This window comes from Mycolicibacterium insubricum (assembly GCF_010731615.1).
Classification (GTDB): Bacteria; Actinomycetota; Actinomycetes; order Mycobacteriales; family Mycobacteriaceae; genus Mycobacterium; species Mycobacterium insubricum.
In genome coordinates this window covers 4276978-4291532 of the sequence record NZ_AP022618.1, presented here as the reverse complement: position 1 = coordinate 4291532, position 14555 = coordinate 4276978, and the positions used below count along the sequence as shown (strand labels likewise).

Annotated in this window: 13 protein-coding genes; 7 read left to right on the top strand and 6 right to left on the bottom strand. The window is 70.1% G+C overall.

What is annotated here, in order from left to right; translation table 11 throughout:
* The first annotated feature begins 70 nt into the window (after positions 1-70).
* The gene (locus G6N16_RS20165) at positions 71-1369 is read left to right on the top strand and encodes a citrate synthase (protein ID WP_083031153.1); all 1299 of its coding nucleotides are present in this window, start codon (positions 71-73) and stop codon (positions 1367-1369) included.
* Between the two features lie 140 nt (positions 1370-1509).
* Here G6N16_RS20165 and G6N16_RS20160 read toward each other — a convergent pair whose 3' ends face one another.
* Complete coding sequence (locus G6N16_RS20160; RefSeq protein ID WP_083031151.1) at positions 1510-3102, bottom strand: phytoene desaturase family protein; 1593 nt, start codon at positions 3100-3102, stop codon at positions 1510-1512.
* Here G6N16_RS20160 and G6N16_RS20155 point away from each other — a divergent pair.
* Positions 3101-3463: an FKBP-type peptidyl-prolyl cis-trans isomerase gene (locus tag G6N16_RS20155; RefSeq protein WP_083031150.1), complete on the top strand. Its 363-nt coding sequence runs from the start codon at positions 3101-3103 to the stop codon at positions 3461-3463. The two genes, G6N16_RS20160 and G6N16_RS20155, sit on opposite strands and share 2 nt — an antisense overlap.
* A 3-nt stretch (positions 3464-3466) precedes the next feature.
* On the opposite strand, the gene G6N16_RS20150 is transcribed toward G6N16_RS20155, so the two are convergent.
* The 3 genes from G6N16_RS20150 to G6N16_RS20140 all read right to left on the bottom strand — a co-directional run bounded on the left by G6N16_RS20150 (position 3467) and on the right by G6N16_RS20140 (position 7219).
* Complete coding sequence (locus G6N16_RS20150) at positions 3467-4804, bottom strand: sensor histidine kinase (protein ID WP_163787984.1); 1338 nt, start codon at positions 4802-4804, stop codon at positions 3467-3469.
* 47 nt (positions 4805-4851) lie between these two features.
* Positions 4852-5553, bottom strand: coding sequence for a response regulator transcription factor (locus G6N16_RS20145; protein WP_083034017.1), 702 nt, complete (start codon positions 5551-5553; stop codon positions 4852-4854).
* Between the two features lie 199 nt (positions 5554-5752).
* Positions 5753-7219, bottom strand: a complete 1467-nt coding sequence (locus G6N16_RS20140; protein WP_083031276.1) for a carboxyl transferase domain-containing protein — start codon at positions 7217-7219, stop codon at positions 5753-5755.
* A 291-nt stretch (positions 7220-7510) separates the two neighbouring features.
* Here G6N16_RS20140 and G6N16_RS20135 point away from each other — a divergent pair, with 291 nt between their 5' ends.
* From G6N16_RS20135 to G6N16_RS20115, 5 genes are read left to right on the top strand one after another with little or no spacing between them, the layout of a single operon-like run.
* Positions 7511-8245, top strand: a complete 735-nt coding sequence (locus tag G6N16_RS20135; protein WP_083031283.1) for an enoyl-CoA hydratase — start codon at positions 7511-7513, stop codon at positions 8243-8245.
* Position 8246: 1 nt separating this feature from the next.
* A complete protein-coding gene (locus tag G6N16_RS20130) occupies positions 8247-9353 on the top strand; it encodes an MBL fold metallo-hydrolase (protein WP_083031275.1) in 1107 nt (368 codons plus the stop codon).
* Complete coding sequence (locus G6N16_RS20125; protein WP_083031273.1) at positions 9341-11875, top strand: HAD-IC family P-type ATPase; 2535 nt, start codon at positions 9341-9343, stop codon at positions 11873-11875. The genes G6N16_RS20130 and G6N16_RS20125 overlap by 13 nt, the downstream gene beginning before the upstream one ends.
* Before the next feature lie 18 nt (positions 11876-11893).
* Positions 11894-12085, top strand: a complete 192-nt coding sequence (locus G6N16_RS20120) for an antitoxin (protein WP_083031272.1) — start codon at positions 11894-11896, stop codon at positions 12083-12085.
* 13 nt (positions 12086-12098) lie between these two features.
* Complete coding sequence (locus G6N16_RS20115; RefSeq protein WP_083031270.1) at positions 12099-12536, top strand: type II toxin-antitoxin system Rv0910 family toxin; 438 nt, start codon at positions 12099-12101, stop codon at positions 12534-12536.
* 124 nt (positions 12537-12660) lie between these two features.
* Here the strand turns inward: G6N16_RS20115 and G6N16_RS20110 are convergent, their stop codons facing one another.
* A complete protein-coding gene (locus G6N16_RS20110) occupies positions 12661-13785 on the bottom strand; it encodes a GAF domain-containing sensor histidine kinase (protein ID WP_083031269.1) in 1125 nt (374 codons plus the stop codon).
* Positions 13778-14428: a response regulator transcription factor gene (locus G6N16_RS20105; protein WP_083031282.1), complete on the bottom strand. Its 651-nt coding sequence runs from the start codon at positions 14426-14428 to the stop codon at positions 13778-13780. The genes G6N16_RS20110 and G6N16_RS20105 overlap by 8 nt, the downstream gene beginning before the upstream one ends.
* Between the last annotated feature and the right edge of the window lie 127 nt (positions 14429-14555).

The following is a 14555-nucleotide window of genomic DNA, read 5'->3' as shown; positions in this document are numbered from 1 at the left end:
CGGGCCGCAGCGATACCGACTAACTTCTATAACGCAGCGTGGTGCTGCCGGATGCTATGAAGGGGTTCTTGTGGCCGACGAATCAACCGCCGACACCGCCAACCTCCGTTACCCGGACGGTGATATCGACCTGCAGATCGTCCGCGCGACCGAGGGCAGCGACGGGATAGCGCTGGGTTCGCTGCTGGCCAAGACCGGCTACACGACCTTCGATCCCGGTTTCATGAACACCGCGCCGACCAAGAGCGCGATCACCTACATCGACGGTGACGCCGGCATCCTGCGCTACCGCGGGTACCCGATCGAGCAGCTCGCCGAGCGCTCGACCTTCATCGAGGTCAGCTACCTGCTGATCTACGGGGAGCTGCCGACCGCCGAGCAGCTGGCCGAGTTCACCAACCAGATCCAGCGGCACACCATGCTGCACGAGGACCTCAAGCGGTTCTTCGACGGCTTCCCGCGCAACGCGCACCCGATGCCGGTGCTGTCCAGCGCAGTCAACGCGCTGAGTGCCTACTACCAGGACTCCCTGGACCCGATGGACACCCGCCAGGTGGAGCTGTCCACCATCCGGCTGCTGGCCAAGATGCCGACCATCGCCGCCTACGCCTACAAGAAGTCCGAGGGGCAGCCGTTCCTGTACCCGGACAACTCGCTGTCGCTGGTGGAGAACTTTCTGCGGATGACGTTCGGGTTCCCCGCCGAGCCCTACGTCGTCGACCCCGACATCGTCCGCGCTCTGGACATGCTGTTCATCCTGCACGCCGACCACGAGCAGAACTGTTCGACGTCGACGGTGCGGCTGGTCGGCTCCTCGCAGGCCAACCTGTTCACCTCGATCTCCGGCGGCATCAACGCGCTGTGGGGTCCACTGCACGGCGGCGCCAACCAGGCCGTGCTGGAAATGCTGGAGCGCATCCGCCGCGACGGTGGCGACGTCAAGGAATTCGTCCGCAAGGTCAAGAACCGCGAGGACGGTGTGAAGCTGATGGGCTTCGGGCACCGCGTGTACAAGAACTACGACCCGCGGGCCCGGATCGTCAAGCAGCAGGCCGACCGGCTGCTGGAGAAGCTCGGCGGCGACGACGAACTGCTCGACATCGCCAAGGCGCTGGAAGAGATCGCGCTGACCGACGACTTCTTCATCGAGCGCAAGCTGTACCCGAATGTCGACTACTACACCGGCGTCATCTACCGGGCCATGGGCTTCCCGACCCGGATGTTCACCGTACTGTTCGCCCTCGGCCGGCTGCCCGGCTGGATCGCGCACTGGCGGGAGATGAACGGCGAGTCCACCAAGATCGGCCGTCCACGCCAGATCTACACCGGCTACACCGAGCGCGACTACCAGGGCCTGGAATCCCGCTAGACGACGATCTAGCGGCGAGGAACGAGCCGCGATGAGGAGTCTGGCGCATTCAATCCCGCTAGACGACGATCTAGCGGCGAGGAACGAGCCGCGATGAGGAGTCTGGCGCATTCAATCCCGCTAGTCCCGTTGACGGATCCTTACCGGTCCAGCGCCGCCATGGCGGCATTGTGGCCGCCGAGGCCCGACACCGCCCCACCCCGGCGGGCCCCCGACCCGCACAGCAGGATGCGCTCGTGTGCGGTGGCCACCCCCCAGCGGTGCGCCGGGGTGTCGCGGGGCGCGTCGTCATCGAGGAACGGCCAGGACAGCGCGTCGTGGAAGATGTTGCCCGCGGTCATCCGCAGCGCATCGTCGAGGTCGGCGGTGGTCTTGGTCTCGATGCACGCCCGGCCGTTGGCGTCGCGGTAGGCCAGATCCTGAATCGGTTCGGCCAGAACCGAATTCAGTGATGCCAGCACCGCGGCGGTGAGCTCGTCGCGGCGCGCGTCCGGATCGCGGCCGGTCAGCAGCCCGTGCGGGGTGTGCAGCCCGAACACCGTCAGCGTCGCCGCACCCGATGCCCGCAGCGCCGGCCCCAGGATCGACGGGTCGGTCAGCGAATGGCAGTAGATCTCGCACGGCAGCGGGTCGGGGATCGCACCGGCGGTCGCCCGCTCGTGCGCAGCGGTCAGCTGGGTCAGCGTCTCGTTGATGTGGAAGGTGCCGCCGAACGCCTGCTCACCGGTGACGGTGGCATCGCGCAGCCGCGGCAACCGGCGCAGCAGCAGGTTCACCTTGACCTGCGCACCGGGTGCGGTGGGCGCCGCGGGCTCGCCCAGCAGCCGGGCCAACTCGGCCGGTGCGCAGCCGACCAGCACCCGGTCGCCGCGGACCCGCTGCTCGTCGTCGCCGAGTCGGTAGTAGACCGCGCCGTCGGGATCGATCCCGGTCACCTCGGCGCCGGTGACCAGTTCGGCGCCGACGCCGGCCGCGGCGCGGGCCAGCGCCGTCGTCACCGCGCCCATCCCGCCGATCGGCACGTTCCAGTCACCGGTGCCGCCGCCGATCAGGTGGTACAGGAAGCAGACGTTTTGGGCCAGGCCCGGGTCGTCGAGCGCGGCGAACGTGCCGATCAGCGCGTCGGTGGCCATCACCCCGCGGACCAGGTCGTTGCCGACGGCGTGCGTGATGGCCGCCGCGATCGGGGATTCGATCAGCTCGGCCCAGGTCCGGGCGCTTTCGGCGTCGGTGCACACCAGCTCCCGCAGGTCGGCGCGACGGCGCAGCGGCTCGGTCATGGTGGGCCAGATCCGGCGCGCCAGCACCGCGATGCGCCGGTAGAAGTCGGCGAACCCGGCCTCATCGCCGGCGGCTCCGATCGCCGCGAAGTTCGACGACGGGCCGATCAGCAGGCCGGTGCGGCCGCCGGTAGCCGGATCGGGCGTGTACGACGAGTAGCGGCGGTGCGCCAGCCGGACGTCGGCCCCCAGATCGTCGATGATCTGCTGCGGCAGCAGGCTCACCAAGTACGAGTAGCGCGACAGGTTCGCGTCGACCCCGGGGAACACCCGGGCCGACACCGCGGCGCCGCCGAGCACGTCGAGGCGTTCCAGCAGTCGCACCCGTCGTCCGGCCCGGGCCAGGTAGCCGGCCGCGACCAGGCCGTTGTGCCCGCCCCCGACGATCACCACGTCGACGTCGGTGCGGGTCGGCCTCACCCGGTCAGTCCTACCGGTTAGGGTCACTGCCATGGCGACAAAACCTGAGATTGAGTTCCCCGACGGCCCGGCACCGACCGAGCTGGTGATCGAGGACCTGGTGATCGGCGACGGGCCCGAAGCGGTCCCGGGCGGGCAGGTCGAGGTGCACTACGTCGGCGTCGAGTTCGACACCGGCGACGAGTTCGACAGCTCCTGGAACCGGGGCGAGTCGATCCAGTTCCCGCTGCGCGGCCTGATCCAGGGCTGGCAGGAGGGCATTCCGGGGATGCGCGTCGGCGGCCGCCGCAAGCTCACCATCCCGCCGGCACTGGCCTACGGGCCGGCCGGATCCGGGCACCGGCTCGGCGGCAAGACGCTGATCTTCGTCATCGACCTGCTCGGCGTGCGCTAAGCGCTAAGCATCGGTCCGGGCCTGCGGGTGCCCGGGCAGTTTCAGCAGCAGGCGGGCACCGCCGAGCGGGCTCTGGCCCAGCGACGCGGTGCCGCCGTGCAGCTCAGCCTGCTGGGCCACCAGCGCCAGGCCCAGCCCGGAGCCGGACACCGAGGCGTTGGATCCGCGGGAGAACCGCTCGAACACCACGGTGCGCTCGGCCTCCGGTATACCGGATCCGTTGTCGTCGACGGCGATCTCCACACCCTCGCGTGACGGCACCGCCGACAGCTGCACCTCGGTGGCGTTGCCGTGCTTGACCGCATTGGTGATGGCGTTGTCGATGGCCAGCCGCAACCCGGCCGGCAGGCCGATCATCAGCACCGTCGGCGCCGGCACCAGGGACACCGTCAGGTTCGGGTAGATGCGCATGGCGTCGTGGGCGGCCCGGTCCAGCAGGTCGGTGATGTCGACCGGCACCTGGTCCTCGGCGGTGGACAGCTCGCCCTGGGCGAGGCGCTCGAGTGCCCACAGTGTCGTCTCGATCCGCGTCTGGGTCCGGATGACGTCGTCGAGCACCTCGTGGCGCTGCTCCTCGGGCAGGTCCAGCGTGGACAGCACCTCCAGGTTGGTGCGCATCGCCGTCAGCGGGGTGCGCAGTTCGTGCGCCGACACCGCCGCGAAGTCGCGCGCGGACTCCAGCGCGGCCTTGGTGCGGGCCTGTTCGTCGCCGATCCGCGCCAGCATGCCCTCCACGGCCTCGGAGATCTCGACGGCCTCCCACACGCCGCGGACCTGCACGTCCTCGGGTTTCGACTGGGCGTTGATGGCGCGCGCCTGCTGGGCCAGCAGCCGGAACGGGTTGACCATCACCAGCCACATCACGCCGCCGACCAGGAACGTGCCCAAGATGACGCTGCCGCAGATGAGGATGACCCGGGTGTGCTGCTCATCGATGCGCTGCTGGGTGTACTCCAGTGGCTCACCGAGGGCGATGGACGCCTGCCCGGTGGTGAAGGTCCGCACCCGGTACGGCACGCCGTGGATGGTGGTGTCGGCGTAGCCGCTGGGCAGCGCCGGCAGGTCCACCCCGGCCGGCACCGACACCGGAGGCAATGCCCCGATGCGCATGGTGCGGACCATGTTTCCCTTGGGGGCGACCTCGTCGGCGTTGGAGTCCATCGCGGCGCGCAGTAGGGCGTTGACGTCGCCGAGGCTGCTGACCGAGTCGAGCCGTCGGTCCAGTTGGTTGTGCTGCTCGTTGGTGATGCCGATCCACACCCAGGTGCCTATGGTCAGCACTGTCACGATCACGGCCAGTGCCGCGACGATCACGATGGTGCGCAGCGACAGCAGCGGCATCCGCAGCCGGATCGAACGCTGGACGATCGAATGCTCGGCGGTGGTCACTATTGGGTCCGCAGCACGAAGCCGACGCCGCGCACCGTGTGCAGCAGCCGCGGTGCGCCGTTGGCCTCCAGTTTGCGGCGCAGGTAGCCGATGAACACGTCGACGACGTTGGTGTCGGCGGCGAAGTCGTAACCCCAGACCAGCTCCAGCAGCTGCGAGCGGGACAGCACCGCGGTCTTGTGCTCGGCCAGCACGGCCAGTAGGTCGAACTCGCGCTTGGTCAGCTCGACGTCGACGCCGTTGACCCGGGCCCGGCGGCCCGGGATGTCGACCTCCAGCGGGCCGACGGCGATGGTCTCGGAGGAGAACGTGGCGGTGGCGCCGCGGCGGCGCAGCAGCGCCTTGACCCGGGCCACCAGCTCGGCCAGCACGAACGGTTTGACCAGGTAGTCGTCGGCGCCGGCCTCCAGTCCGGCCACCCGGTCGTCGACCGAGCTGCGGGCGCTCAGCACGCACACCGGCACGTCGTTGTCCATCGCCCGCAGCGCCGTCACCACGGACACGCCGTCGAGCACCGGCATGTTGATGTCCAGCACGATGGCGTCGGGGCGGGTCTCGGTGGCGCTGCGCAGCGCCTCGGCGCCGTCGACGGCGGTGGTCACCTCGAAGCCGGACAGCCGCAGGCCACGCTCCAGCGAGGCGAGCACGTCGGGATCGTCGTCGACCACCAGCAAGCGGGGAGAGGCACCACCATTGTCCATGCGTGCCATTTTGCCTGAGTGGTGCGCCGCGACGCGGTTTCGCCCGCCGCCGGGCCGCGTCACGCCGGCTGGAGTGTCACGTCTCGTCGGGCGGATCATGCCGGCCGCACGCCCCGCCGCAGCTTCCCGACGGGTACCCGCAGCCGGCGGGCGGCCAGGGGTGATTCACCAATTCACCGGCTGGGCACGGGGCTGGGTGTTACAGCCCGATGCGGCGGTACCGCTGGAACCGGGCGGCCATCCGGTCGGCGGGGTCGACGGTGCGCAGCCCCGCCAGCTCCGTGGCGATGGCATCACCGAGTCGCCGCAGGAACTCCTCCGGTTCGTCGGCGGCGTCGGGGTATTCACCGACGACGACGTCGACGATCCCGTTGCGCAACAGATCGGCCGACCGGATGCCCTGGGCCGCGGCCAGCTCGGGGGCGTGCGCGGTGCCTCGGAAGACGATGGCGCTGGCTCCCTCTGGCGGCAGCGGCGCCAGCCAGCCGTGCCGGGCGGCCAGCACCCGGTCGGCGGGCACCATCGCCAGCGCGGGACCGCCGCTGCCCTGGCCCATCAGCACGCTGACCGTCGGCACGTCGAGGGTCACCAGGTCGGCCAGGCAGCGGGCGATCTCCCCGGCCAGTCCGCCCTCCTCGGCCTCCTTCGACAGCGCGGGCCCGGCGGTGTCGATCACCAGCACCAGCGGCAGGGCCAGCCCCTCGGCCAGCGCCATGCCCCGACGGGCTTCGCGCAGCGCGGCCGGGCCGGTCAGGCCGCCGGCCACCCGGCGCTGGCCCAGCAGCACCACCGGCTGGCCGGCGAACCGGGCCAACGCCAGCACCGTGGTGCCCGACTCGCCCCGGCCGGTCCCCGACAGCAGCACGAAGCCGTCGGCGGTGCGCAGCAGCTGGTCGACGCCGGGGCGGTCGGCACGTCGTGACGCCAGCACCGAATCCCAGGCCGGTGGGGCGGGCTGGGCCTCGGCCGGTTCGGCGACCGGCGGTGTGCCCGGCGCGTCCTCGATCACCGCCAGCGCACGGTCCAGTGCCCCGCGCAGCGCCGCCGGCGGCAACACCGCGTCGACGACGCCGTGGCGCTGCAGGTTCTCCGCCGTCTGCACCCCGGGCGGGAACGGGTGACCGTAGAGCTGCTCGTACACCCGCGGCCCGAGGAAGCCGATCAACGCGCCCGGCTCGGCGACGGTGATGTGCCCCAGCGATCCCCAGGAGGCGAACACCCCGCCGGTGGTGGGATGGCGCAGGTACACCAGATACGGCAGGTGGGCGGCCTTGTGCCGGGTGACCGCCGCGGTGATCTTGACCATCTGCAGGAAGGCGACGGTGCCCTCCTGCATGCGGGTGCCGCCGGAGGCGGGGGAGGCCAGCAGCGGCAGGCGCTCGGCGGTGGCGCGCTGGACGGCCGTGGTGACGCGTTCGGCGGCGGCCACCCCGATCGAGCCGGCCAGGAAATCGAATTCGCAGGCGATCGCCGCCACTGGCCGCCCGAACACCGTGCCCGCACCCGTGCGCACCGATTCGTCGAGACCGGTGGCCTCCCGCGCGGCGGCCAGCTCCGCGGCGTACTGCTCGTCGACGGGCACCTGGACCGGCGGCTCGTCCCAGCTGACGAACGATCCCGGGTCCAAGACCGCGTCGAGCAGTTCCTCCGCGCTGATCCGGCTCATCGCCCGAGACTATCGAGCCGCCGTTGGCGTAGTGGGCCGGCTCTGCGGCGCCGACGCTGCACCTAACTGGTTCATCAACGTGTGCGACGGAGTTGACGTACCAGTTAGAAACGCGGGCATCTGCCTCGGCCAGTGATGACCAGGGGTTTTACCGTCGGCGCTCGGCGCGTCGTGCACGTAACTGGTTCGCGAACGCGTGCGGCGGGGTTGAAGTACCACTTGCGTGCAGCCGCAGCCCCGCTGAACAGCTCGGGCGAACGCGGCGGTCAACGCGGCGGCTAATCTATGCCCATGATCGGTTTGAGCCGCGACGGCAATGTCCTGACCATCGAAATGCAACGCCCGGAGCGGCGCAACGCCCTCAACGGCGCGCTTGTCGACGGTGTGCGCGAGGCGATCGAAGGCGCCTCTCTGGCCGACACCCGGGCGATCGTGCTGACCGGCGCCGGCACCGTGTTCAGCGCCGGCGCCGACCTGTCCGACGCCGAGGGCGTGGCCAAGGAACTCCCCGACAAGGCGATCGCCCTGAACCTGGCCATCGATGCCTGCCCGATCCCGGTGATCGCCGCGCTCAACGGCCCGGCCATCGGCGCCGGCGTCATCATTGCCATGATCTGCGATCTGCGGGTCGCCGTCGACAGCGTCTACTTCCAGTTCCCGATCGCCAAATACGGTCTGGCGCTGGATAACTGGAGCATCCGGAGGCTCGTCTCACTGGTCGGGCACGGTCGGGCCCGGGGCATGCTGATCGCCGCCGAACGCCTCGCCCTGGACACCGCGCTGCTGACCGGCATGGTCAACCGCACCGGCACCCTGGCCGACGCGCAGGCCTGGGCCGCCGAGATCGCCGCCCACGCCCCGCTGTCCATGGCGCACTCCAAGCGCGTCCTCAACGACGACGGCGCCTTCGACACCGTCCGCGGCGAGCACACCCGGATGTTCAACAAGGCCTGGTCCAGCCCGGACGTGCTGGAGGCCCAGATCGCCCGGTTCGAGAAGCGCCCGCCGAAGTTCCACGGCGCCTGACATGCTGGGCCAGGCGATCCGGGTCGTCGGCGGCACCGCGGCCGTTGTGACCGGCGGTTGGGCATTGCGGGCGCTGCACGGCGTGCCCAACGCCCTGGGAGCGCCCCCGGCCGAGATCGACGCCGTCGCCCGCGGCTCGGCGAACTACCGCGACGGCGTCTTCCACAACCGGGAGCCGTCCACACCGCTGAGCATCAGCCGCGCCGAGGCGTGGAAGCTCGTCCACGACATGTTCGGCGGCGACAGCGCGCACCCGGAGATCCCCATCGTGGTGCCCGACCCGGCGCAACCGGCCGCTGACCTGGCGCTGACCTGGTACGGCCACTCCTCGGTCTTGATCGAGATCGACGGCTACCGGATCCTGGCCGACCCGGTGTGGAGCGAGCGGTGCTCGCCGTCGCAGTCGGTCGGCCCGCGCCGGCTGCACCCGGTGCCCGCCTCGCTGGACTCGCTGCCGGCCATCGACGCGGTGATCATCAGCCACGACCACTACGACCACCTCGACGTCGAGACCATCCGGGCCCTGGCCCGCAGCCAGAACGCGCAGTTCTTCGTGCCGCTGGGCATCGGCGCGCATCTGCGCGGCTGGGGCATTCCCGGCGACCGGATCGTCGAACTGGACTGGGACCAGGGATCGCGGTTGGCCGAGCTCAACATCGTGTGCACCCCGGCGCGGCACTTCTCCGGGCGGTTCGTCACCCGCAACACCACCCTGTGGTCGTCGTGGGCGGTGATCGGCCCGCGCCACCGGGTGTTCTTCGGCGGAGACACCGGCTACACCGAGGGATTCGCCGCCATCGGCGCCGAGTACGGGCCGTTCGATCTGACCCTGATGCCCGTCGGGGCTTATCACCCGAACTGGCCGGACATCCACATGAACCCGGAGGAGGCGGTGCGCGCACACCGCGACCTCAGCGACGACGGGCTGTTGACCCCGATCCACTGGGCGACGTTCCGGCTGGCGCCGCACCCCTGGGCGGAACCGATCGAACGGATGCTCAGCGCCGCCGACGCCCGGGTGACGACGGCCGTGCCGCGGCCGGGCCAGCGGGTGTCGGCCGTCGACCCGATCGTCGCACCCCGCACCGACACCTGGTGGCGTTCGTGACCGCGACGGGCCTGAGTGCCGCCGAGGTCGCCGAGCGGGTCGCCGACGGCCGCACCAACAACGTGCCCACCCGCGCCGCCCGCGGCGTCGCCGAGATCGTGAAGGCTAACGTCTTCACCCGGATCAACGCCATCCTCGCGGTGCTGCTGGCGATCGTGCTGTACACGGGCTCGCTGATCAACGGGCTGTTCGGGCTGCTGATCGTCGTCAACAGCGGCATCGGCATCGTCCAGGAGCTGCGCGCCAAGCGCACCCTGGACCGACTGGCCATCGTCGGGCAGGCGCGCCCCACGGTGCGCCGCGCCGAGGGCACCGCGGCCCTGGCCCCCGACCAGGTGGTGCTCGACGACATCATCGAGATCGGGCCCGGCGACCAGATCGTCGTCGACGGCGAGATCATCGAGGCCAACAACCTGGAGATCGATGAGTCGCTGTTGACCGGTGAGGCCGATCCGATCGACAAGACCATCGGTGCCGCAGTGCTTTCCGGCAGTTTCGCGGTCGCCGGGACCGGTGCCTACCGGGCCACCAAGGTCGGCGGCGACGCCTACGCGGCCAAGCTGGCCGACGAGGCCAGCAAGTTCACCCTGGTGAAATCCGAACTGCGCAACGGCATCAACCAGATCCTGCGGCTGGTCACCTACCTGCTGTGGCCGGTCGGTATCCTGACCATCTACACCCAGCTGTTCGTCAACAACCCGACGTTCGGCCCGTCGCTGCGGCACGCGTTGTATGAACTGATCACCTTGGCCCCACAGTGGCCGGACGCGCTGAACACGTTGCGGCAGTTGCTGACCGGCGAGGAATTCCGGGAATCGCTGCTGCGGATGGTCGGCGCGCTGGTGCCGATGGTGCCCGAGGGCCTGGTGCTGATGACCTCGATCGCGTTCGCGGTCGGCGTCATCCGGTTGGGCCGCCGACAGTGCCTGGTCAACGAACTGCCCGCCATCGAGGGTCTGGCCCGCGTCGACGTGGTGTGTGCCGACAAGACCGGGACGCTGACCGAGAACGCCATGCGGCTGCACGAGACCGTCGTGCTCGACGACGGGCACAGCCGCCCGGAAACGGTGCTGTCGGCGATGGCTGCGGCCGACGCCTACCCCAACGCCAGCATGCAGGCCATCGCCGAGGCCGTGCCTGCGGCGCCGGGTTGGACCGAAACCGCCTCGGCCCCTTTCAAATCCGCCACCAAGTGGAGCGGCACGTCGTTCGGCTCGGACGGCAACTGGGTGATCGGCGCCCCCGACGTGCTGGCCGACCCCGGCTCCCCGGTGGCCGCCCGGGCCGAGGAGGTCGGGGCCCAGGGCTACCGGGTGCTGCTGCTGGGCGAGTCCGACCGCAGCGTCGACGCGCCCGACGCGCCCGGCGTCGTCACCCCCGTCGCGCTGGTGGTGCTGGACCAGAAGGTGCGCCCCGACGCCCGGGAGACCCTGGAGTACTTCGCCGAGCAGGACGTCACCGTCAAGGTCATCTCCGGCGACAACGCGGTATCAGTCGGTGCGGTCGCGGGATCCCTGGGCCTGCACGGCGAAACCCTCGATGCCCGCAAACTCCCCGAGGATTCCGCTGCGCTGGCCGAGGTACTGGAGGAGTACACCACCTTCGGCCGGGTCCGCCCCGACCAGAAACGCGCCATGGTCGGTGCGCTGCAATCCCGCGGGCACACCGTCGCGATGACCGGCGACGGGGTGAACGACGTGCTGGCCCTCAAGGACGCCGACATCGGCGTCGCCATGGGCTCGGGCAGCCCGGCCGCCCGGTCCGTCGCGCAGATCGTGTTGCTGGACAACAGGTTCGCCACCCTCCCGTATGTGGTGGGGGAGGGCCGACGGGTGATCGGCAACATCGAGCGGGTATCCACCCTGTTCCTGACCAAGACCGTGTACTCGGTGCTGCTGGCGTTGCTGGTCGGGCTGGTGGGCGTGGTGGCCAAGCTGTCCTCGACGGCACCCCTGCTGTTCCCGTTCCAGCCGATCCACATCACCATCGCGAACTGGTTCACCATCGGCGTCCCGGCGTTCATCCTGTCGCTGGCGCCCAATAACGAACGGGCCCATACCGGTTTCGTCCGTCGGGTGCTGGTGGCGGCGCTGCCGTCGGGACTGGTGGTGGGCCTGGCGACGTTCGGCAGCTACCTGGTGGCCTACCCCGGTGCGCACGCCGACGACGTCGCGCAGGAGCAGGCCTCGACGGCGGCGCTGATCACCCTGCTGATCTGCGCGTGGTGGGTGCTGGCCACGGTCGCCCGGCCCTATCAGTGGTGGCGGGTCGCGTTGGTCGCGGCCTGCGGATTGGCCTACGTGGTGATTTTTTCGCTGCCGTTCGCCCGGGAGTTGTTCCTGCTCGACCCGTCGAATCTGTGGCTGACGCTGGCCGGGGTCGGGATCGGGCTGTGCGGCGCGGCGGCGCTGGAGGCGCTGTGGTGGTGGCAGGGCCGGATGCTCGGGGAGACCCGCCGGTTGTGGCGTCAGGATCGGGGCCGCACAATGTCAGGGCACAGCGCGCCGGAGCACGGCGCGTAGTCGAACGAGAGGTGGATCATGTCGTTTCTGGATAAGGCCAAGGATCTGATCGGGCAGAACGTCGACAAGGTCGAGGCCGCGATCGACAAGGCCGGCGACGTCATCGACGAGAAGACCGAGGGCAAGTTCTCCGGCGTCGTCGACAAGGCCCAGGAGGCCGCCAAGAACTTCGCGCACAACGCCGGCGATTCGGACGCCCCCTCGGCCTGAGATAATCGCGGGCATGGCAAAGCTTTCCGTCTCCATCGATGTGCCGCTGACCCCCGAGCAGGCCTGGACCAGCGCCTCGGATCTGTCCCGCTACTCCGAGTGGCTGACGATTCACCGGGTGTGGCGTTCCGCGCTGCCCGAGACCCTGGAAAAGGGTGTGCAGCTCTCCTCGATCGTCGAGGTCAAGGGCATGCCCAACCGGGTGAACTGGACCATCGTGAGCTACAAGCCGCCGATGTCGATGACCCTCAACGGTGACGGCAAGGGCGGGGTGAAGATCAAGCTGATCGGCAAGGTCACCCCCACCGACGACGGCGGCTCCAACGTCAAGTTCGACGTGCACCTGGGCGGCGCGGCGCTGTTCGGGCCGATCGGCATGGTGGTCGCCGGCGCGCTCAAGGGCGATATCCGTGCCTCGCTGGAGCAGTTCAAGGCGGTTTTCGCCAGCTAGGTCGCAAGCGAAGCCGGAGGTACGGAGGCTTTGCGCAGCGGGCTAGCTGTTTTGGACCCAGCTAGCCGGAGGTACGGAGGCTGTGCGCAGCGGGCCCAGCTGCATCAAGCACTGCATTCGCTGCTCAGGGCAGCGGGGCGGTCCACTCCAGCCGGGTGCCACCGCCCGGCCCGGGCCGCACATCCAGGGTGCCGCCGCACTCCCGGGCCCGGCTGGCCAGGTTCGCCAGCCCGCTGGCGCTGATCGCTTCGGGCATTCCGACCCCGTCGTCGACCACGGTGATGGTGAGGTCGTCGTCGACGGTGACGTTGACGCTGACCGTATCGGCGTCGGCGTGGCGCACCACGTTGGACACCGCCTCGCGCACGACGGCCTCGGCGTGGTCGGCGAGCGCCGCGTCGACCACCGACAGCGGGCCGGACACGTGCAGCGAACTGCGCAGCGGCGCGTGCGCGGTCATCTGCGCGACGGTCTGTTCCAGGCGCTGACGCAGCCGGGTGACGCTGCCGCCGTGCAGATCGAAGATGGCGGTGCGGATCTCCTGCACCACCTCCTGCAGGTCGTCCAAGGCGCTGGAGACGCGGCGGCCGACCTCGTCGCTGCGGACCGACGGCAACGCCCCTTGCAGCGACAGCCCGACGGCGAACAGCCGCTGGATGACGTGGTCGTGCAGATCCCGGGCGATGCGGTCGCGGTCGGACAGGATGTCGAACTCCCGCATCCGCTGCGACAGCCGGGCGTTGTCGATGGCGATGCCGGCGGCGGCGGCCAGTGCCAGGATCACCAGCTCGTCGTCGGCGCTGAACAGTTGCCCGTCGGCCTTCTCGGTGAGGTAGAGGTTGCCGTAGACCCGGTCGCGGATGCGGATGGGGACGCCGAGGAAGGTGCGCATCGGCGGATGGTTCGGCGGGAAGCCGACCGAGGCCGGATGCTGGGACACATCGGGGATCCGGACCGGTTCGGGTTCGGCCAGCAGTACCCCCAGCACTCCCCGGCCCTGGGGCAGCGGCCCGATGAGGGCGGCCGCCTGCTCGTCGATGCCCTGGTGGATGAACCGTTCCAGCGCCGTCTCGCTGCGATCCAGCACGCCGAGGGCGCCGTAGCGGGCGTCGACGAGGCGCATCGCGGTGTCGACGATGGTGGTCAGCGTCTGTTCCAGATCCAGGCCGGTGGTGACGGCCAGCATGGCGTCGATCAGGCCGTCGCGGATCTCGTGCACGCCGTGTTCGGCCCCGGCGGGTTCAGCCATTGCGGCGCGGCAGCAGCTCGGCCGCCAGCAGCGCGGCCTGGGTGCGTCGCTGCAGTCCGAGTTTGGCCAGCAGCCGGGACACGTAGTTCTTGACGGTCTTCTCGGCGAGGAACATCCGTTCGCCGATCTCCCGGTTGGTCAGCCCCTCGCCGAGCAGTTCCAGCAGGGTGCGCTCGGTGCTGGTCAGCGAGCGCAGCCGCTCGTCGCCGGCCTCGGCCTCGTCGTCGCGGCGCAGTTTGGACATCAGGGCGGCCGCGGCCCGGTTATCCAGCAGGGACTTGCCGCTGCCGACGGCCTTGATCGCCTCGGCCAGTTCCATCCCGCGGATGTCCTTGACGACGTACCCGCTGGCGCCGGCCAGGATGGCCTGCAGCATGGATTCCTCGTCGGTGTAGGACGTCAGGATCAGACAGCGCAGGTCGTCGTGCTCGGCGAGCAGTTCGCGACACAGGTCGATGCCGTTGCCGTCGGGCAGCCGGACGTCGAGCACGGCGACGTCGGGGCGGGCGGCCGGAATCCGGGACTTGGCCTCGGCGACGGAACCGGCCTCGCCGACGACGGTGAGGTCGGGGTCGCCGTCGAGCAGGTCGACCAGCCCGCGACGGACCACCTCGTGGTCATCGACCAGGAAAACGGTGATCACGTCCATCAGATTAGCCAACCGCCCCCCAACTGAGGACCTTGGTCGGGTCGGTGGGGACGTTTGCCGCTATCGGAAGCCGGCGGTAGCCGCACATTCTGAGAGCGGCAGGTGGTCCGGTCTGCCGGGC

What these genes read in the sequence shown, in the direction of transcription:
- G6N16_RS20155 (WP_083031150.1), top strand. Translation starts at nt 3,101, where the DNA reads ATGGCGACAAAACCTGAGATTGAGTTCCCCGACGGCCCGGCACCGACC.
- G6N16_RS20160 (WP_083031151.1), bottom strand. Translation starts at nt 3,102, where the DNA reads ATGGCAGTGACCCTAACCGGTAGGACTGACCGGGTGAGGCCGACCCGC.
- G6N16_RS20150 (WP_163787984.1), bottom strand. Translation starts at nt 4,804, where the DNA reads ATGCCGCTGCTGTCGCTGCGCACCATCGTGATCGTCGCGGCACTGGCC.
- G6N16_RS20145 (WP_083034017.1), bottom strand. Translation starts at nt 5,553, where the DNA reads ATGGACAATGGTGGTGCCTCTCCCCGCTTGCTGGTGGTCGACGACGAT.
- G6N16_RS20140 (WP_083031276.1), bottom strand. Translation starts at nt 7,219, where the DNA reads ATGAGCCGGATCAGCGCGGAGGAACTGCTCGACGCGGTCTTGGACCCG.
- G6N16_RS20135 (WP_083031283.1), top strand. Translation starts at nt 7,511, where the DNA reads ATGATCGGTTTGAGCCGCGACGGCAATGTCCTGACCATCGAAATGCAA.
- G6N16_RS20130 (WP_083031275.1), top strand. Translation starts at nt 8,247, where the DNA reads ATGCTGGGCCAGGCGATCCGGGTCGTCGGCGGCACCGCGGCCGTTGTG.
- G6N16_RS20120 (WP_083031272.1), top strand. Translation starts at nt 11,894, where the DNA reads ATGTCGTTTCTGGATAAGGCCAAGGATCTGATCGGGCAGAACGTCGAC.
- G6N16_RS20115 (WP_083031270.1), top strand. Translation starts at nt 12,099, where the DNA reads ATGGCAAAGCTTTCCGTCTCCATCGATGTGCCGCTGACCCCCGAGCAG.
- G6N16_RS20110 (WP_083031269.1), bottom strand. Translation starts at nt 13,785, where the DNA reads ATGGCTGAACCCGCCGGGGCCGAACACGGCGTGCACGAGATCCGCGAC.